Annotated in this window: 15 protein-coding genes; 10 read left to right on the top strand and 5 right to left on the bottom strand. The window is 66.6% G+C overall.

The features are described 5' to 3' along the window. Window positions 1–312: 312 nt before the first annotated feature. Together P3L18_RS12980 and P3L18_RS12975 are read left to right on the top strand one after the other, a co-directional pair. The gene (locus P3L18_RS12980) at window positions 313–1,680 is read left to right on the top strand and encodes an MFS transporter (protein ID WP_276114269.1); all 1,368 of its coding nucleotides are present in this window, start codon (window positions 313–315) and stop codon (window positions 1,678–1,680) included. 113 nt (window positions 1,681–1,793) lie between these two features. Then, window positions 1,794–2,519 (top strand): GntR family transcriptional regulator, encoded by a 726-nt coding sequence (locus P3L18_RS12975; protein ID WP_276114268.1) that lies wholly within the window; start codon window positions 1,794–1,796, stop codon window positions 2,517–2,519. 23 nt (window positions 2,520–2,542) lie between these two features. Here the strand turns inward: P3L18_RS12975 and P3L18_RS12970 are convergent, their stop codons facing one another. Continuing rightward, the gene (locus P3L18_RS12970) at window positions 2,543–3,715 is read right to left on the bottom strand and encodes a MazG family protein (RefSeq protein WP_276114267.1); all 1,173 of its coding nucleotides are present in this window, start codon (window positions 3,713–3,715) and stop codon (window positions 2,543–2,545) included. A gap of 269 nt (window positions 3,716–3,984) precedes the next feature. Here P3L18_RS12970 and P3L18_RS12965 point away from each other — a divergent pair, with 269 nt between their 5' ends. Beyond that, window positions 3,985–5,097 (top strand): M48 family metallopeptidase, encoded by a 1,113-nt coding sequence (locus P3L18_RS12965; RefSeq protein WP_276114266.1) that lies wholly within the window; start codon window positions 3,985–3,987, stop codon window positions 5,095–5,097. A gap of 46 nt (window positions 5,098–5,143) precedes the next feature. Here P3L18_RS12965 and mfd read toward each other — a convergent pair whose 3' ends face one another. Continuing rightward, complete coding sequence (gene mfd, locus P3L18_RS12960) at window positions 5,144–8,719, bottom strand: transcription-repair coupling factor (protein ID WP_276114265.1); 3,576 nt, start codon at window positions 8,717–8,719, stop codon at window positions 5,144–5,146. Window positions 8,720–8,809: 90 nt separating this feature from the next. Between mfd and P3L18_RS12955 the strand changes: the two genes are divergently transcribed. Continuing rightward, window positions 8,810–9,604, top strand: coding sequence for a class III extradiol ring-cleavage dioxygenase (locus P3L18_RS12955; protein ID WP_276114264.1), 795 nt, complete (start codon window positions 8,810–8,812; stop codon window positions 9,602–9,604). 13 nt (window positions 9,605–9,617) lie between these two features. Here the strand turns inward: P3L18_RS12955 and P3L18_RS12950 are convergent, their stop codons facing one another. Beyond that, window positions 9,618–10,313, bottom strand: coding sequence for a TetR/AcrR family transcriptional regulator (locus tag P3L18_RS12950; RefSeq protein WP_079931786.1), 696 nt, complete (start codon window positions 10,311–10,313; stop codon window positions 9,618–9,620). Between the two features lie 281 nt (window positions 10,314–10,594). Here P3L18_RS12950 and P3L18_RS12945 point away from each other — a divergent pair, with 281 nt between their 5' ends. From P3L18_RS12945 to P3L18_RS12930, 4 genes are read left to right on the top strand one after another with little or no spacing between them, the layout of a single operon-like run. After that, a complete protein-coding gene (locus P3L18_RS12945; protein ID WP_026920281.1) occupies window positions 10,595–11,239 on the top strand; it encodes an ABC transporter permease in 645 nt (214 codons plus the stop codon). Further along, window positions 11,236–12,543: an ABC transporter ATP-binding protein gene (locus P3L18_RS12940; protein ID WP_079931785.1), complete on the top strand. Its 1,308-nt coding sequence runs from the start codon at window positions 11,236–11,238 to the stop codon at window positions 12,541–12,543. Before P3L18_RS12945 ends, P3L18_RS12940 begins: the two co-directional genes overlap by 4 nt. Window positions 12,544–12,596: 53 nt before the next feature. After that, on the top strand, window positions 12,597–13,343 hold the full coding sequence (locus P3L18_RS12935) for an ABC transporter permease (protein ID WP_276114310.1): 747 nt from the start codon (window positions 12,597–12,599) through the stop codon (window positions 13,341–13,343). Beyond that, on the top strand, window positions 13,343–14,347 hold the full coding sequence (locus P3L18_RS12930; protein ID WP_276114263.1) for a glycine betaine ABC transporter substrate-binding protein: 1,005 nt from the start codon (window positions 13,343–13,345) through the stop codon (window positions 14,345–14,347). Before P3L18_RS12935 ends, P3L18_RS12930 begins: the two co-directional genes overlap by 1 nt. Window positions 14,348–14,375: 28 nt before the next feature. Here the strand turns inward: P3L18_RS12930 and P3L18_RS12925 are convergent, their stop codons facing one another. Next, window positions 14,376–15,053, bottom strand: a complete 678-nt coding sequence (locus P3L18_RS12925; protein ID WP_276114262.1) for a TetR/AcrR family transcriptional regulator — start codon at window positions 15,051–15,053, stop codon at window positions 14,376–14,378. Between the two features lie 99 nt (window positions 15,054–15,152). On the opposite strand from P3L18_RS12925, the gene P3L18_RS12920 reads away from it, so the two are divergent. Continuing rightward, window positions 15,153–16,676, top strand: a complete 1,524-nt coding sequence (locus tag P3L18_RS12920; RefSeq protein WP_276114261.1) for an MFS transporter — start codon at window positions 15,153–15,155, stop codon at window positions 16,674–16,676. Between the two features lie 327 nt (window positions 16,677–17,003). Next, on the top strand, window positions 17,004–18,176 hold the full coding sequence (locus tag P3L18_RS12915; RefSeq protein WP_276114260.1) for a serine/threonine-protein kinase: 1,173 nt from the start codon (window positions 17,004–17,006) through the stop codon (window positions 18,174–18,176). 27 nt (window positions 18,177–18,203) lie between these two features. Here the strand turns inward: P3L18_RS12915 and P3L18_RS12910 are convergent, their stop codons facing one another. Next, on the bottom strand, window positions 18,204–18,488 hold the full coding sequence (locus P3L18_RS12910) for a hypothetical protein (protein WP_006370873.1): 285 nt from the start codon (window positions 18,486–18,488) through the stop codon (window positions 18,204–18,206). Between the last annotated feature and the right edge of the window lie 55 nt (window positions 18,489–18,543).

The raw sequence follows: 18,543 nt of genomic DNA, 5'->3' as shown, positions 1-18,543 counted from the left end.
AGTTTCACCGCCTGGAACACGAGTCCACGAAGGGTGTTCCCCTTCCTCGATCGGGCCGCCGACCGCGGCCGGGATCCCCGAGGCGGGTTCGTGGTCCCTCCACCGACGAACCCGCCCGGGACATCCACCTCACGCCGGTCTGATCGCCGCCCGTCCGCGCGGCACCCCCGGCCACTCACGGCACCTGCCGACGCATCGACGTCGCTGCGTCCACCCTCGCACACAACGCATCTCCCGCTTCTTTGCGCGTTCAGGGTGCCACCGATCCTGGCGTGCGCACCATGCGTTCGTCCCGTCCACCCGAAGGACGCCATGTCTCCCACCCCACGCTCGACCACCGCCGGATCACCGTCGGTGGCCGACCCCACGATCACCGACATCACCGGAAGCTACCGACGTTGGCGCATACAGATCTTCGCGATCACCTGGATCATCTACGCCGGGCTCTATTTCACCCGCCAGGCGTTCTCGGTCGCCAAACTCGGCATCCTCGAGGACCCGATTCTCTCGACGAGTCTGTCCAAGGAGGTACTGGCCAACCTCGACGCGGTGTATCTCACCGCCTACGCCTGCGGCCAATTCGTCTGGGGCGCCTTGTCGGATCGCATCGGTCCGCGTCGTGTGCTACTCGGCGGACTCGTCGCTTCGGCGTTCGCCGCCGTCTTCATGGGATTGCTTCCGGCACTGGTGTTCCTCGTGCCGTTGATGGTCATGCAGGGTCTGGCACAATCGACCGGTTGGTCGGGAACCCTGACCAACATGGCCAAGTTCTTCACCATCGCCGAGCGCGGACGGATTCTCGGATTGTGGTCCACCAACTACGCTTTCGGCGGTCTGGCCGCGGCACCGTTCCTGGGGTGGATCGCCTACAGCATCTTCGACAGTTGGCGGGTGGCATTCTTCGCCGGAGCGGCCGTCGTTCTCGTCGTCGGTGTGGCGACCTGGCGGCTGCAGCGCAACGCACCGTCGGAGGTGGGACTACCCGAGATCGAGGAATTCCGCTCCGCCATGGGAGAACCCGCCCCGGTCGGCGAGGTCACCGACGACGAACACGAGATGGCACGGGAGATCTCCCCGTCGGGATGGCAGAACTACCGCGCCGTGCTCGGCAACTCGATGGTGCTCACCCTCGGCGCCACCTATTTCCTGCTCAAGCCCGCCCGGTACGCAATCCTGTTGTGGGGCCCGGTGATCGTCGCCGAGCGCCTGACCGACGCGTCGAACCTCGAGGCCATCACCATCCCCGTCGCCTTCGGGGTCGCCGGCGTCGCGGCGCCGATCCTGTTCGGATTCCTCTCCGACCGCGTCTTCCACGCCAGGCGAATCCCGGCCTGCGTACTGTCGCTGTGCGTCCTGATCGCCGCGCTGGTCCTGTTCACCCCGCTCACGGCCACCGGGAACATGTGGATCATGGTCGCCGTGCTCGCCGTCATCGGCCTGACCCTCTACGGCGCCGACGCCATGGTGTCGTGTGTCTCGGCCGTCGACTTCGGCACGTCCAAACATGCCGGGGCCGCTACCGGAATCATCAACGGATGCGGTTCGGTGGGCGCCATCTTCGGCGGCCTGTTACCCGGGTACCTCGGGACGACGGCACTGTTCTACGGATTCGCCTGCGCTGCGGCGATCGCAGCCATCATCCTGGCGCCGCATTGGAATCGCGTTCCCAGCAGCGAGTGATCTGTCGGGGACCGCCGCCGCAACCCTCAATCCCGAAGATCAGGTAGGTACACAAGTCGGAAAGTAGTACAGTGCCCAACAACGGTGCAGTGTGGTCACAAACGGAGGTGTCGGTGTCGCCGAGATATCAGGAGATCTACGAGGCGCTGCGCCACCAGATCGTCGACGGCACGTATCAACCCGGCGACGAGTTACCGCCGGAGACCGTTCTGATGGATCAATGGCAGGTCTCGCGCGGCCCGATTCGGCAGGCGCTCTACAAGTTGCGGACCGAGGGGTTCATCTACACGACCCGCGGACGACCGGCGCGCGTACGACGACCGCACTCCCCGACGCAGACGTTGTCGTCGTTCACCCCGTTCTCGCAATGGGCGCTGACCACCGGCCGGGAACCGGGTAACCACACGATCAGTGTGTCCCGCACCCGGGTGACCGCCGAGATCGCCGAGGCGTTGCAGATCGGGGTCGACGACTTCCTGATCGAGGTGGTCCGCCTGCGCACCCTCGATGGCATTCCCGCACTCCTCGAGCGCAGCCGCTTCACCACCGATGTCGGGGCGAGATTGTTCGACTTCGATCCCGACAAGGGTTCGATCACCGATCATCTCGTGGACGAGGGGGTGCAGTTCGCCTCGATGCGCCACGAACTCGACGCCGTCGCCGCCGATGCCACCGACGCCGAGGCACTCCGGATCGATTCGGGTGCACCGCTACTGCGGGAACGGCGCACCAGTTACGACCCGCAGGGTCGACCGTTCGAGTACTCCGACGACCGCTATCGTCCCGATCAGGTGACGTTCTCGATCATGAACACGATGACCGGCGACGAACGCGGGTGAGGCCGGCCCGATACGCGCGCCGGTCAGCGCGTGGGCGGTTCGGTCGTGTCGACGACCTCGACGTCGATGATCTCCTCCTCGGAGACCTCGACGGCGACGCGCGCACCCGACGGGCCCGATTCATCCGGCGCCACCGATTCACCTACCTCGTCGTCGGCGGACTCGGTCACCACCGGTATCTCGTCGGTGATCTCCGTCCGGGCTTCGGCGGGCGCTTCGCGGCGCGACTCCTGTTCGGCCACATCCGCATCGCCGGATTCCGGTACGGCCGTCCCGTCGAGGACCGCCGCCCAGGAGTCCGGGCCGTCAAGCGTCACACCGTCACGTGCCGCCTGCTCCTCGACGGCGCGGACCTGGGCCATCAGGTCCAGCGTGCGGCGACGCGCCTGGTCCTCGACGCTGTCGTCGCCGGCCGTCACGGTGACCGAGAGTACGGCCGGGTCAATACGCTGCACCGGATATCCGGCGGCAGTGAGCCTTTCGAGGACCTTCTGGGTCAGCGCCAGCGCAGGCGCCGTGGTGGCGATCCCGTCGAGTACCGATCCGCGGTTCTTCTCGGCGGCTTTACGTTCTTCCCACTCGCGGATCTGCGTCTCGAGGTCGGCATGGGCACCGGACAGCACACCGGGCGTGCGGCCGCTGACCTTCTCGGTGAAACTGCGTGCCACCGCGTCGATGTCGAAGGGGTCGGTGGGATCATCGGCGGCGATCCGGGCATGAAAGAGCACCTGCAGCAACAGGTCTCCCAGCTCCTCCCGCAGGCTAGCCTGATCCCCGGCGTCGATGGCGTCGAGGAGTTCGTAGGCCTCCTCGAGGAGATAGCGTCGCAACGAGGCATGGGTCTGTTGACTCTCCCACGGACCGTTGCGGCGCAACGTGTCCATCAACGCGACCGCGGGCAGCAGATCGCTGCCACTCGGGATCGTCGCGGCGATCACCTGATCTCCCTGCGCGATTCGTGCCGCCACGAGCGGATGGCGTCGATCGGTCGACAGCAGCGTCCCGGCGATCCCGTCCTCGGCGAACACCGGCTCGAAGTGGTCGAGATCCCACAGCACGGTGGTCGGGACGTCCTCGGTGACGAAGACGGTGCCGGACAGGTGGGCACGCGCGCGCACGGGAATCATGTCCGGGCGGAGCGGATCGAGCAGGACCACCGTCATCTCCAGGTGCCTTTCGTCTGCGGGCTGCGACAACAGCGCACGGTAAGGAACAACATCGCGGTAGCTCACCGACAACATCACAACGGTAATCGCTGCACAAGCGACATCGTGGGACGTCACCGAGCGGGTCTCGCAGGACGACGCCGGCATGTGCGCCCATCGCGTTGACCACTCGGGCAGCCGACTCCGGAGTCGTCCGACCGCATGAACATCCACAATCTATTGCCGATGATCAACAATCGATTCGCTACCCTATACCCTGTCCGAATCGTCGGAGATCCGTGTCGTGGGAGGAAAGCCACATGTCGAGTTCCACCGAGGTCGTCGCGTCGCGAGCGCAGTTCCCCGGGATCAGTTCGCGCACCTGGGAACATCCGTCCGACCGCACCGCGCTGACGGCCCTGCGCAAGCTCAAGGGATTCGACCAGGTCCTCAAGACGCTGTCGGGGCTGCTACGAGAGCGTCAGCATCGGCTGATGTACCTGGCCACGTCGGCGCGCGCGAGCGACAAGCAGTTCGCCGACCTCGATACGCTGCTCGGTGAGTGCGTCGCCACCCTCGATGCCCCGACGACACCCGAACTGTTCGTCACACAGTCGCCGATCGTGAACGCCTACTGCATCGGCATGGACACGCCGTTCATCGTGGTGACCTCGGCGATGTACGAGCTGATGGATCACGACGAGATGCGCTTTGTGATCGGACACGAACTCGGACACGCACTTTCCGGCCATGCGGTGTACCGCACGATGCTCATGCACCTCACCCGGCTCGCCGCGTCCATCGGTTTCATCCCGATCGGCGGATGGGCCCTGCGCGCGGTGGTCGCCGCGCTGATGGAGTGGCAGCGCAAATCCGAGCTCTCCGGAGATCGCGCCGGCCTGTTGTGTTGCCAGGACCTCGACGTCGCGCTACGGGTCGAGCTCAAGCTTGCGGGTGGCAAGCACCTCGAGCAGATGGACACCCAGGCCTTCGTGGCGCAGGCCCGGGAGTACGAGCGCACCGGGGACCTGCGCGACGGCGTGCTCAAACTGTTGAATCTCGAGTTGGCGACCCATCCCTTCTCGGTGCTGCGCGCAGCCGAACTCACCCGCTGGGTCGACCGCGGCGAGTACGGCCGAATCCTCTCCGGCACATACCCGTTGCGCACCGACGACGACACCGCGAAGTTCTCCGACGACGTCGGCGAGGCCGCCCGCACCTATCGCGACAACTTCGATGAGTCGCAGGACCCACTGGTCAAGGGGCTGCGCGACGGACTCTCCGGTGTGGTCGACGGCGTCGGGCAGGCCGCGGCCGACGTCGCGGTCACCGTCAACCGCAAGTTCTCCCAGTGGCGGACGAACGCCCAGCAGAAGTACGACGAGACCAACCAACCCCCGCCGGCCCCCGACTCTGAAGCCACCGACTCCTGAGCGCCCCTGACTCCTGGCAGGTCCTGGTTCCCAGGACCACCGACTCCTAGGCTGCCGGCGTGGGCTTGAGCTGAGTCAGGAACGTCGTCAGGTAGTCGATGAGTTCGTTGTCGCGCAGACGCGCGGATCCGACCCCACCGGTGCGCGGGATCGGCAGCGTCACGACCGACGTGGTGGCGCGGTAGGACGCCGCCGAATACAGCCGCTTGAGTCGGACCTGTTCACTGTCGAGCAGATGCAGCGGCGAGATCTTGACGTTGGTGCCGACCGCACCGATCTCGGCGACACCCCGTTCTCGGCACCGCAGACGGAGTTTCGCGATCGCGGCGAGTCGCCGGGTTTCCTCCGGCGGTTCGCCGTACCGGTCGAGCAACTCCGCGAGCACCGCAGACACCTCGTCGTCGTCGGTGGCCGAGGCGAGTTTGCGATACGCCTCGAGACGCAGACGATCGGAGTCGACGTATTCGACCGGGATGTGGGCGTCGACCGGGAGATCGATGCGCACCTCCGTCGATTCCTCGGTGGTGACCGGTGTGCCGTCGGCCGCGGCCCGGTAGGCCTCCACCGCCTCGCCGACCAGACGGACGTACAGATCGAAACCGACGCCCGCGACGTGTCCGGATTGCTCTGCGCCGAGGACGTTTCCGGCCCCGCGCAGCTCGAGGTCCTTGAGCGCCACCGCCATTCCGGCGCCGAGCTCATTGTTCTGCGCGATGGTCGCCAGGCGGTCGTAGGCCGTCTCGGTGAGCGGTTTCTCGGAACTGTAGAGCAGATAGGCGTATCCGCGTTCACGACTGCGGCCGACGCGTCCACGCAACTGATGCAGCTGCGACAGGCCGAGATTCTCGGCGCGGTCGACGATCAGGGTGTTCGCGTTGGAGATGTCGAGTCCGGTCTCGATGATGGTGGTACACACCAGCACGTCGTATTCGCGGTTCCAGAATCCGGACACGGTGCGCTCGAGCTGATCCTCGTTCATCTGTCCGTGTGCGACCACCACCCGCGCCTCGGGCACCATGTCGGCGATGTCCTTGGCGGTCTTGTCGATGGTCGAGACCCGATTGTGGACGTAGAAGATCTGCCCGTCACGCAACAGTTCTCGGCGAATCGCCGCGGCAACCTGCTTGCGCGCGTAGGCGCCGACATAGGTCAGCACCGGGTGACGTTCCTCGGGCGGGGTGAGGATCGTCGACATCTCGCGGATGCCCGCCATCGACATCTCCAGGGTGCGCGGGATCGGCGTCGCCGACATCGTCAGCACGTCGACATGGGTGCGCAGCGATTTGATGTGTTCCTTGTGCTCGACCCCGAAGCGCTGCTCCTCGTCGACGATCACCAGACCGAGGTCCTTCCAGACGATCCCGGTCTGCAGCAGGCGATGGGTGCCGATGACGACGTCGACCGAACCCTGTGCCATCTGCTCGATGATCTCCTTGGACTCCTTGGCGTCGGTGAAGCGCGACAGGCCACGCACCCGCACCGGGAACCCGGCCATCCGTTCGGTGAAGGTCTGCAGATGTTGTTGCGCCAGAATGGTTGTCGGGACCAGCACGGCAACCTGCTTGCCGTCCTGGACGGCCTTGAACGCCGCGCGCACCGCTATCTCGGTCTTGCCATAGCCGACGTCACCGACGATGACGCGGTCCATCGGGACCGCCTTTTCCATGTCGTCCTTGACCTCGCCGATCACCGTCATCTGGTCGACGGTCTCGGTGAAGTCGAAGGCGTCCTCCATCTCACGCTGCCATGGCGTGTCGGGACTGAAGGCGTAGCCCGGGGCGGCGTGGCGGGCGGCGTAGAGTTGCACGAGCTCACCGGCGATCTCGCGAACCGCCTTGCGCGCCTTGCGTTTGGTGTTCTGCCAATCCGAACCGCCGAGTTTCGACAGGGACGGCTGTTCACCGCCGACGTAGCGGGAGAGCTGGTCGAGGGCGTCCATCGGCACGTAGAGCCGGTCGCCGGGTTGCCCGCGTTTGCCCGCCGCGTATTCGAGCACGAGGTACTCCCGCCGCGCACCCGAGACGGTGCGTTCGATCATCTCGACGAACTTGCCGATGCCATGCTGGTCGTGCACCACGAGATCACCCGCGGTCAGCGCGAGCGGATCAACCTGGTTGCGCCGCTTGGCCGGGAGCCGTCGCCCGTCACGCACGGCCGCGACCCGCGCTCCGGTCAGGTCGCTCTCGGTGACGATCACCAGTCCGGCCGACGGCGCGATCACGCCGCGCCGCAGGGTGCCGCAGTACACGCTCACCTCCCCGGCGACCGGTGGCGCACCGGCGTCGGCGAGCTTGTGCGGAACCTCGGCGTCCGACAGCCGTTCGGCGATGCGGGTTGCGGTTCCCTTACCCGCCACCACGATTGCCGCGGGTTTGCCGGTCGCTACGTGCGCGCGGAGCATCGCGAACGTCTGCGCGATCTCGTCGTCGTTGCCGTGCGGAGTGGGCCCCGGGGTGAGGTCGAGGTCGAATTCGGCGTCGAAACCCGACGACAGAGGACTCATCGTCCACCAGGACCGCCCGGCCTCGACCGTGGTGTCGAGAACCTCGTCGAGTGGCCGATACGCACTGGCCTGCAAGTCGATTCCGGCGGAACCGCCGCGGGTGTCGACCGGCGCCGAGGCACCCAGTGCGGCGGCGTTCCAGGACGCCTCGAGGAACTCCGCACCGGTCGCGGCGAGGTCGGCGGCGCGGGTCCGAACCTTTTCCGGATCGAGGATCAACACCCGTGACCGGTCGGGCAGTACCTCGGTGAGCAACTGCATCCGTCCGTCGACCAGCGCCGGGATGAGGGCCTCCATCCCCTCCACCGGAATGCCCTCGGAGAGTTTGGTCAGCATCTCCGACAACGCCTGATCTGCGGAATGTTCGGCCGCGAGATCGGCTGCCCGGTTGCGCACCTGATCGGTCAGCACGAGTTCACGGCACGGGTGGATCTGTACCACCGAGGCGTCGACCTCGGGCTGGCTGCGCTGATCGGCCACCGAGAACGCCCGCATTTCGGTGATCTCGTCGCCCCAGAACTCCACTCGGACCGGATAGTCCGCAGTCGTCGGGAACACGTCGAGGATGCCTCCACGGACCGCGAACTCACCGCGACGACCGACCATGTCGACGCGCTCGTAAGCCATCTCGACGAGGTCGGCGAGCAGCTTGTCGAAATCGATCTCGATGTTCTCTCGCAGCGTGATGGTGCGGACCTCACCGAGACCCGGCGCCATCGGCTGGACCAGCGAGCGCACCGTCGTCACGATCACCCGTAGCGGCGTCTTTCCCGGCTCGGCGAGTCGATGCAGCACCGCGAGACGGCGACCGACGGTGTCGGCGCTCGGCGACAGACGTTCGTGGGGCAGGGTCTCCCACGACGGGAACTGGGTGACCGCGTCGGGATCGTCGAGCAGTTCGGCCAGTTCGGCGGTCAGGTCGTCGGCTTCGCGACCGTTGGCCGAGACCACCAGCAGCGGCGCGGTGCCGTGTGCGAGCGCGGCCACCACGAAGGGGCGCGCGGCGTCGGGTCCGGTGATGTCGAGACGGGGGGTGTCGCCCTTCTCGCGCAGGGCGGACAGCGATGCGTCCGAGCACGTGACCGCGGCGAGCCCGGCGAGGGCAGGTGAAGAGGACACTCGTGTGATTGTAGGTCGTGTGCCGGAGGCCACAATCGCGCGGGCGGATCGCCGCGAAATGAAACGGACCGCGGTTCTGTTTCGTATCGTATGACCATGTCAGAGCTACCGTCGCGCGCGCCCGTCCTGTTCTTGAGCCACGGCGCCCCGCCACTCGTCGACAGCACACTGTGGGTGGATCAGTTGCGTGCGCTGGCCGGCCGACTCCCCCGACCGCGCGCGATCCTCGTCGTGTCGGCGCATTGGGAGGCCGCGCCGCTGACGATCGGCTCCACCGACTCGCGCACACCGCTGACCTACGACTTCTGGGGATTCGACGAGCGCTTCTACCGCACCACCTACGACTCGCCGGGCGCTCCAGACCTCGCCGCCCGGATCGAGGCACTGATGCCCGACGGCACCCCGGTCGCCCACGATGCCCGCCGACGCCTCGATCACGGCGCCTACGTTCCGTTGACCGTGATGTACCCCAACGCGCAGATCCCCGTCCTCCAGGTGTCACTGCCGACGCTCGAACCCGAGGCGCTGCTGGCGCTCGGCAAGCGACTGGCCCCGCTACGTGACGAGGGCGTGCTCGTCATCGGCTCCGGCTTCACCACACACGGGCTGCCATACCTGACCGATCGGCGTCCCGACGCGGCTGCACCGACGTGGTCGGCCGAGTTCGACGCATGGGCGCATGAGTGTTTCGCCGCCGGGGATGTGGAGTCGCTCATCGACTTTCGGCGCCGGGCCCCGGGAATGCCCTACGCGCACCCCACCATCGAGCATTTCGCGCCGCTGTTCGTCGCACTCGGCGCGGGCGACGATCCCGAACAGCGGCCCGACGAGGCGATCGACGGCTTCTGGATGGGACTGGCCAAACGCAGCGTCGTGCTGACCTAGCGAACCTGGGTTCTCAGTCCGCCTCGGGGGCGCGGTGATCGGGTTCGACGTAGTCGGGTCCGACGAGTTCGGGATGCGGGTCGAGGCGGGTCAACCCGTTCCAGCACAGATTCACCAGATGGGCGGCGACCACCTCTTTCGACGGCTCGCGCACGTCGAGCCACCACTGCGCGGTCACCGAGACCATGCCGACGAGCGCCTGCGCATAGAGGGGCGCGAGCGTCGGCTCGAAGCCGCGCCGTTCGAAGTCGCCGGCCAGGATGTGTTCGACCTGGCTGATGGCGTCGTTGAGCAGGCTGGAGTAGGTCGCCGTCTCACTGCTGTTGGTGGAGTCGCCACGAACCAGGATCCGAAATCCGTCGGTGCGCTCCTCCATGTAGGTCAACAGCGCCAGCGCCACCTGCTGGATGCGATACAGCGAGCGGTTCTTGCTCAGCGACGAGGTGACCATCTCCAGGAGTGTCTCCATCTCCCGGTCCACGACGACGGCATACAGCCCCTCCTTGCCCCCGAAATGCTCGTAGACGATCGGTTTGGACACCCCGGCGCGCTGCGCGATCTCCTCGATCGAGGTGGCCTCGAAACCACGCTCGGCGAACAATCCTCGCGCCACCTCGATGAGTTGCAGCCGCCGCTGCGCACCGGTCATCCGGGCCCGCGGAGCGCGCTGGACCTCGTCGGACTTGTCGGTGGGACGACTGACTGCCATGCCGACCAGCTTACGACCTCGATGAAACCCAGGGCATCCGCCGAACGGACCCCGGGTTGATCAGCCGCCCCACCTGCGACACCGTCGATCCGATCATCGGGAATCTTTGTGACCTCATCGATATCTACGCAGGTCAGCGGCGGCGTACCAAGACCGATTCGACGACCCGGGGAGACCTTTGCGCGCGAATTGGGCCACCGCGCCGCGCATTCCGCCGTAAGGTGATCCAAGGTCGATTGCGTCTACCGCGCAAGTGCCCCATGCGTGAAGGGATGTCGGACGTGCACCTTTGGGACTACATCTCGCAGCACGCAAGCACTCTGACGTTCCTGACGTACCAACATGCCTCCCTGGCATTTCAAACCGTCCTCGTGGGAACGGTGATCGCCATCGTCGTCGCCGTTCTGGTGTACCGGCTGCCGCTGGCCTCGGCCCTGACCCTGACGTCGAGCCGCGTGGCCCTGACGATTCCGTCACTGGCCCTGTTGGCGCTGCTGATCGTGCCCTTCGGACTCGGTGTGGTGCCGTCGTTCCTCATGCTCGCGTTCTTCGCGACGATGCCGGTGATCGGGAACGCCGTCGTCGGACTGCGCTCGGTACCGGGCACCGTCGTCGAAGCCGCTCGCGGAATCGGGTTGTCGCGGTGGCGAATACTGCTCACCGTCGAGCTGCCGATCGCATGGCCGGTGATTCTCACCGGTATCCGGGTCTCGACCCAGATGATCGTCGGTGTCGCCGCAATCGTCGCCTACGTACTCGGTCCCGGTCTGGGATCGCTCATCTTCAGCGGACTTTCGCGCCTCGGCGGCGCGAACGCATTGGAAATGGCCCTCACCGGAACGATTCTCATCGTCATCGTCGCCCTGGTCTTCGATGCCCTGCTCGTTCTGCTCGGCCGACTCACCATCTCGAGGGGACTGAAATGACCCAGCCAGCCGACGCCACCGTCTCGGCGGCCGCCACCGACCGCACCGTCACCGGCGCGTCGATCACCCTCGAGGGGGTCGTCAAAAGGTATCGGGGACAGGACAAACCCGCTGTGGAGAGCCTCGACCTCGACATCGATGCCGGGCATATCGTGGCGTTCGTCGGGCCGTCCGGATGCGGCAAGACGACGACCCTGAAGATGATCAACCGGCTGATTGAGCCGACCGAGGGTCGGATCTACATCGGTGGCCGCGATGTCACCAAGGAGAACCCCGACAAGCTGCGGCAGTCGATCGGATACGTCATCCAGTCCGGCGGGCTGTTCCCGCACTGGGACGTCGCCAAGAACATCGGCGCGATCCCGCGGGTCCTCGGCTGGAACAAGAAACGCATCGCCGAGCGCACCGAATACCTACTCGATCTCGTCGGCCTCGACGCCGACGCATTCGCCCACCGGCTCCCCAAGGACATGTCCGGCGGTCAGCAGCAGCGCGTCGGTGTGGCCCGCGCGCTCGCCGCCGACCCGCCCGTCCTGCTCATGGACGAGCCCTTCGGCGCGGTCGATCCGATCACCCGGGTCCGCTTGCAGGACAGCCTGATCGGCATCCAGAAGGAACTCGGCAAGACGATCGTGATCGTCACCCACGACTTCGAGGAGGCCACCAAACTCGGCGACAAGGTGCTCATCCTGTCGCAGGGCGGCCACATCGAGCAGTACGCCACCCCCGAGGAGATCCTCGCCAACCCGGCGACGCCGTTCGTCGAGGAATTCATCGGATCCGGTGCGACACTGGCTCATCTGACACTGTCACGGGTCCGCGACGTCGCCCACGACGAGGTGACGACCGTCCACGTGGGCGAACCGGCCGCCGACGCCCTCACCCGAGCCCGCGCAGCCGGCCACAAATGGGTGGTCGTCGTCGACCAGGCGGGTCACCCGCGTGCGTGGCCGTCGCTGGAGGAACTCGCGAGCAAGAAAACCGTGTCGGACTATGTCGACCAACGACTTCCGGTGGTGGCGTCCTCGTCGACCCTCAACGACGCACTCGACACGATGCTCGCCGCGAGTCAGGGCGGAACACTGGTGACCGATCGACGGGGCGCGGTGATCGGCTCCTTGGGCATCAAATCGGTCATGGACATCATCCAGGCCCAGCTCGCCGAGGCGAGAGAGGAAGAGTCGCACACCTCCTACACCGAACACGCCGACGGTACCGGCCCCATCGAGACACCGATCGTGGCCGCCACCGACGACGGTGAGGACGATGTGGACGCCGGCGAGCGAACGGCGTCGGGCGCATGACGAGCGTCGAGGCGGCCGGCGCCACCGGGATCGCGGCCGAGCGGCCCGGCGCGATGAGTTCGGCGCTGCAACGGTTTCGGCGGTTCCCGATGGATGTGTGGTTGGAGCCGCTGCTCATCGTCGTCATCGGCGTCGGCTACATCATCTGGTACCAGTCCACGACCTTCACCGAGACCGAGAGCGCCGCGCTGTCGTGGTCGACCCTGCAGACCACGATCCTCGATCACATCAAACTGACCCTGGTGGCGACGGTGATCGTGGTGGTCATCGCCATCCCCCTGGGCATCCTCCTGACCCGCCCGTCGATGCGCTGGCTCAACCCGATCGCGGTGAACATCGCCAATATCGGCCAGGCCGCCCCCGCGGTGGGCCTGCTGGTGCTGTTCACATTCTGGCTCGGGACCGGATTCCGTACTGCGGTGGTCGGTTTGGTGGTGTACGCGATCCTGCCGATCCTGCAGAACACCATCGTCGGTCTGCAGCAGGTGGACCGCCGCACGATCGAGGCCTCGCGCGGCATCGGCATGTCCGCGGTCCGCACGCTCGTGCTCGTCGAACTGCCGCTGGCCGTGCCGGTGATCCTCAACGGCGTCCGCACGGCGCTGGTCATCCTGGTCGGTACCGCGACCCTGAGTACCTTCATCGGCGCCACCAGCCTGGGCACACTCATCACCACCGGAATCACGTTGTTCTTGCCGAAACTGCTGATCTCCGGGGCCATCCTGGTGGGTCTGCTGGCCCTGATCATCGATTGGCTCGGCCGGCTCGTCGAGCTGGTGGCCACACCGCGAGGGATCTGATGTCGACCCTGAATCGTTCGAACCGCCCCGGACGCCGCCCGCTCTCGGCGCTGCTGATCCTCGCCGTGAGCGTCCTGGTGATCGCCGGGTGCGGGTTGGTCAGTTCGTCGGGCACCTTCCACAAATCCTCGCTGCCCGACGGCAAGAAGCCACTCGCCGGGGCCGAGATCACGGTCACGTCCAAGAACTTCACCGAGAGCATCCTGCTGGGCAAGATCGCCGCCACCTATCTCGCGGCGGCCGGCGCCGATGTCACCGACCTCACCAACGCACCCGGGTCGGCCTCGAGCCGCCAGGCGATGCTCAACGGCGCCGCGGATCTGGCGTGGGAGTACACGGGTACCGCGTGGGTGACCTACCTGCACGAGACCAAGGTCATCCCCGACCCCCAACAGTTGTGGCAGCAGGTCCACGACGTCGAACTCGCCCAGAATCATCTGGTGTGGTTGCCGCCCGCGAATTTCAACGACACCTACGCGTTCGCGGCGTCGTCGTCGACGGCCAAGCGGCTCAACGTCACCACGATGTCGGACATCGCCCGCCTGCCCGTCGATCAGCGCACCTTCTGTGTCAACGACGAGTTCTTCTCGCGCCCAGACGGATTCCTGCCCATGCTCAAGACCTACGACATGCCCTACAACGCGCCCAACGGGGTGCCGTCGGGCAATGTCACGCAGATGGATTCCGGCGTGGTCTACACCTCCACCGCCAAAAGTTCACCGTGCAATTTCGGCATGGTGTACACCACCGACGGTCGCATCAAGAATCTCGACCTCAAGGTGCTCGTCGACGACAAGAAGTACTTCCTGCCCTACAGCGGAACCGTCGTGGTCCGTGAATCCGTCCTGAAGGCGCATCCGGAGATCGCGCCCCTGATGGCCACGATCTCGGAGCGCCTGACCGACGAACTCATGCAGGAACTCAACGGCCGCGTCGACATCGACGGCCAGGATCCCTCCGACGTCGCCTACGACTGGCTCAAGAGCGAGAAACTCATCACATAGTCGTTCCGGGTTCGTCCCGGCCGGGTCCTTACCGTCCGGCCTTGTGCGCCTTCTGCATCTCGCGGATCTGCTCCGGGGTCATCGGTGGCGCACCAAGCGGCGTACGGGACGGTTCGGCGCTGACGGCGTCGAGGATGAGGTCGAGGTAGCGACGCCAGGTACCCGGCGCGCACTGCTCGGTGACCTCGGAGACCGCCTTGAGCATCGTGAACAACGCGTAGAAATCGGTGGGGGTCAGATCCGGCCGGAGCACACCCGCGGCCATCGCCCGGTCGAAGATCTTCTCGATGCGCTCGGACAGCGTGGCCTTGAGGGCCTCGATCTCGGGGTTGCTGTGGTCGATCGTCATGAGGATCGCGGCCAGACCCCGATCCTCCGACATCACCTGGCACATCCAGGTCATCAACCCCACCACGGCATTCCATGGATCCTCGTCGTCGATCGCCTCGCCGGTCCGGGCGACCACCGATTTCAGGTGCTCCAGGAAAACGCCGAACACCAGGTCGTCGCGATTGGCGAAGCGTCGGTACACGGTGCCCACCCCGACGCCGGCGGCCTCGGCGACGTCGTCGAGCGACACGTCGAGTCCACGCTCGGCGAAGAGCCCCCGTGCCGCGGAGATGATCCGCAGCCGGTTGCGTTCAGCGTCCGCGCGCAGCGGTTTACCCGACGAAGCGGACGTATCCGACGCAGATGCAGTGGTCATGGTCACAGATTAGCAAACGGAGGAATCATCTCCAGTTGGGTGCCGTTGTCACCCAGGTAACCGGAGGCATGTCCTCCACCTAGTCCACAGGGAGTCCCCATGACAACAACTCTCGAAAAGTCCGGAGACGGCGAACTCGCGGTTCCCGCCGAGTCGGCAGCCGACCGGCACCATCGCCTGCGGTGGGTCATTCTCGGCGTGCTCGGCCTCGCCCAGCTGATGGTCGTGCTCGACGCCACCATCGTCAACATCGCACTGCCGCACGCACAAACCGCCCTGCAGTTCGGCGACGCCGACCGGCAGTGGATCGTCACCGCCTATGCCCTCGCCTTCGGCAGCCTGCTGCTACTCGGCGGCCGCCTCTCCGACCTGCTGGGCAGGCGGACCACCTTCATCATCGGCCTCGTAGGATTCGCGGTCATGTCGGCGGTCGGCGGTGCCGCGGTCAACTTCGACATGTTGGTCGCCGCACGTGCCGGTCAGGGTGTCTTCGGCGCACTGCTGGCTCCGGCCGCTCTGTCGCTGCTCACCACGACGTTCACCGATCCGTCCGAGCGCGGCAAGGCCTTCGGCATCTTCGGAGCGATCGCCGGCGGCGGTGGCGCCCTGGGCCTGCTGCTCGGCGGCATGCTCACCGAGTGGGCCGACTGGCGCTGGTGCCTCTACGTCAATCTGGTGATCGCCGCGATCGCGCTGGTCGGTGCCGTCCTGTTCATCGGTCCGCATCGGGCCGAGGTCCGGCCCAAGCTCGATCTCCCCGGCGTCGTCACGGTATCGGCCGCGCTGTTCTCCATCGTCTACGGCTTCTCCAACGCCGAGACCAACGGCTGGAATGACTGGGCGACCATCACCTGGCTGGTGGCCGGTGCCGCCCTGCTGGCCCTGTTCGTGAGGCTGCAGTCGCGCACCCCGCACGCCCTGCTCCCCCTGCGCGTGATCCTCGACCGCACTCGCGGTGGCTCCTACCTCGCGGTGTTCATCGTCGGTATCGGGATGTTCGGCATCTTCCTGTTCCTCACCTACTACCTGCAGCAGAACCTGCAGTTCAGCCCGGTCCGCACCGGCCTGGCGTTCCTGCCGATGATCGGCGCCCTGATCGTCACCGCGACGACCTCGACCGCGGTGCTGCTGCCCCGCTTCGGCCCGCGCTGGTTGATGACCATCGGTTTGTCGATCGCAGCGGTCGGCATGGTGTTCCTCACCCAGCTCGACGACTCGAGCACCTATGCGGCCAACATCCTGCCCGGCCTGCTGATCATCGGCGTCGGCCTCGGCGCCTCGATGGCGCCGGCCATGCAGGGCGCGATCTCGGGGGTCTCACCCGAGGACGCGGGCGTCGCGTCGGCCACGGTCAACACCATGCAGCAGGTCGGCGGTTCGGTGGGGACAGCCCTGCTGAGCACCATCGCCTCGAGTGCCGCAGCCTCCTATGCGACGTCGAACGCCGCTCACGCAACGAGCCTCGAGCAGCTCAAGATGATGGCCGCCGTGCACTCCTACACCGTGGCCTTCTGGGTGGCGGCCGGTGTGTTCGCGCTCGGCGCGCTGATCGCAGCGGTCGTCATCCGCAGCGGACCGCTGCCGGTGACCGAGGGTGACGAGGTCATGGTGGCCGCCCACTAGGAGTGCGACTCGAGCCGTAGCGGCTCGATGCGCCGTCCACACCCGGCCCGGTCCCCCGTCAGGGGTGACCGGGCCGTCTGTATGACCGACCCCGCCTCCCCGCACGGATTCGGCCGGTGCGATCGACGGGTCCCGACGAATGATGTTGGCGCCCTGCGAGTTCGGACCCGATTGGAGGACCGGCCGAAACACTCGGAACGGCGGTTGGGCGCTGGTTGCGCGAGTCCTGCCCGCGGCCGCGACACCGAACGGGTAGCGTACCGCGAGAAGACGTCCCGCCGGAACGAATCCGCTCGGCGCCCGGGCGAGCAGGAGGACCACCGCAGCATGCACGACCCCGCCGACCGCAGCGGCTCCGTTCTGGGTGACTACACCCTGCAACGGTTGCTGGGCCGTGGTGCCATGGGCGAGGTCTACGAGGCCCGCGACTCCCGTCGCGGGCGCACCGTCGCATTGAAGTTGCTGTCTCCGCAGTTCGCCGGCGATTCCCTGTTCCGCGAGCGGTTCCTGCGCGAATCGCGGATGGCGGCGCAGTTGAGCGATCCCCACGTGATCCCCATCCACGACTGGGGCGAGATCGACGGATTCCTGTTCCTGGACATGCGAATCGTGGCCGGCGGCAGCGATCTGCGCAAGCTTCTCGGCGCGGGCCCGCTGGCACCCGACCGCGGCGTGTCGATCATCGAGCAGATCGCCCACGCCCTCGACACCGCGCATGCGGCCGGACTCGTGCACCGCGACGTCAAACCCGACAACATTCTCATCGACAGCAACGATTTCGCCTATCTCGTCGATTTCGGGTTGGCCCAGACCACCACCGATCCGCGGCTCACCGACACCGGCGCAGCAGTCGGATCGTTCGCCTACATGGCACCCGAACGCTTCGGTGCGGGCAACATCGCCACCCCCGCCACCGACATCTACGCGCTGACCTGTGTTCTCGTCGAATGCCTCACCGGCTCGGCGCCTTTCGGCGCCGGCGACCTCCAGGTCCTCGTCGCCGCACACCTCAACACGCCGCCGCCTATGCTGCACAGCCCCTTCGACGCCGTCGTCGCACGCGGGATGGCCAAGAATCCCGCCGAGCGGTTCGTCACCGCAGGCGAACTGGCACAGGCCGCCACCGACGCCCTGGAGGGACGGATCGTAGCGGCACCGCCCATGCCCTCCGCACCGTCGATGCCGAATCCACCGGCGAGCGTCGGAGGGGTCGGAGCCGTGCCGGCCCCACCGGCGGCGGTGAACCCGCACGTCACCATGGGCCGACAACTGCCGCCGGTCACCTACATCCCGCCGGTGGCCGGCGCGACCGGCGCACCGCAGATGGGGGCACCACAGCTGGGCTTTCCGGTTGGGCCGCAGCCGGTTCCGCATCCGCCATCCCAGGCTCAGGTGCCACCGCAGCAGAGCACCGGCACCCGTGTGGCCGTGATCGTGGGTGCGGCGGTCTTCCTCGCCGTCATCGTGATCGTCGTGGCACTGCTGGTCGCGCTGACCTGACGGGCCCTTTCGTCACCGGCAGGTACGTCAGTAGAGCGACTTCACGCCGCCACAGTTGGCCGGGTACACCGCTGCGGTGCCGAACGGTGGCACCACCGCGAACGACGGATACTGGATTCCGTTGGGGCACTGATAGGTCCCGAACCCGATACCGATCTGATCACCGTAGTTGTGGCAGATCTGGCCGGCGCAGTGGATGTTCGGAGCGGCATCGGCCTGGCCGGTTCCGGCGGCGAGGGCGGCGCCCGCCGAGAGCATCACCCCGATACCGATTCCCGAGAGCGTGCGCACCATCGTCCGTCGAGCAGCCATGACATCCTCCCCGGGCGGGGCCCCTCCCCGACCACAGCGTCAGACTGCCACACAT

The sequence above is a fragment of the Gordonia sp. N1V genome (assembly GCF_029269935.1).
GTDB classification, from domain to species: domain Bacteria; phylum Actinomycetota; class Actinomycetes; order Mycobacteriales; family Mycobacteriaceae; genus Gordonia; species Gordonia polyisoprenivorans.
This window is presented reverse-complemented; position numbering and strand designations above follow the sequence as displayed.

Coding starts and splice junctions, on each gene's coding strand:
- P3L18_RS12915 (WP_276114260.1), top strand. CDS start 17,004: ATGCACGACCCCGCCGACCGCAGCGGCTCCGTTCTGGGTGACTACACC.
- P3L18_RS12950 (WP_079931786.1), bottom strand. CDS start 10,313: ATGGCAGTCAGTCGTCCCACCGACAAGTCCGACGAGGTCCAGCGCGCT.
- P3L18_RS12980 (WP_276114269.1), top strand. CDS start 313: ATGTCTCCCACCCCACGCTCGACCACCGCCGGATCACCGTCGGTGGCC.
- P3L18_RS12925 (WP_276114262.1), bottom strand. CDS start 15,053: ATGACCACTGCATCTGCGTCGGATACGTCCGCTTCGTCGGGTAAACCG.
- P3L18_RS12965 (WP_276114266.1), top strand. CDS start 3,985: ATGTCGAGTTCCACCGAGGTCGTCGCGTCGCGAGCGCAGTTCCCCGGG.
- P3L18_RS12910 (WP_006370873.1), bottom strand. CDS start 18,488: ATGGCTGCTCGACGGACGATGGTGCGCACGCTCTCGGGAATCGGTATC.
- P3L18_RS12920 (WP_276114261.1), top strand. CDS start 15,153: ATGACAACAACTCTCGAAAAGTCCGGAGACGGCGAACTCGCGGTTCCC.
- P3L18_RS12930 (WP_276114263.1), top strand. CDS start 13,343: ATGTCGACCCTGAATCGTTCGAACCGCCCCGGACGCCGCCCGCTCTCG.
- P3L18_RS12940 (WP_079931785.1), top strand. CDS start 11,236: ATGACCCAGCCAGCCGACGCCACCGTCTCGGCGGCCGCCACCGACCGC.
- P3L18_RS12935 (WP_276114310.1), top strand. CDS start 12,597: ATGAGTTCGGCGCTGCAACGGTTTCGGCGGTTCCCGATGGATGTGTGG.
- P3L18_RS12955 (WP_276114264.1), top strand. CDS start 8,810: ATGACCATGTCAGAGCTACCGTCGCGCGCGCCCGTCCTGTTCTTGAGC.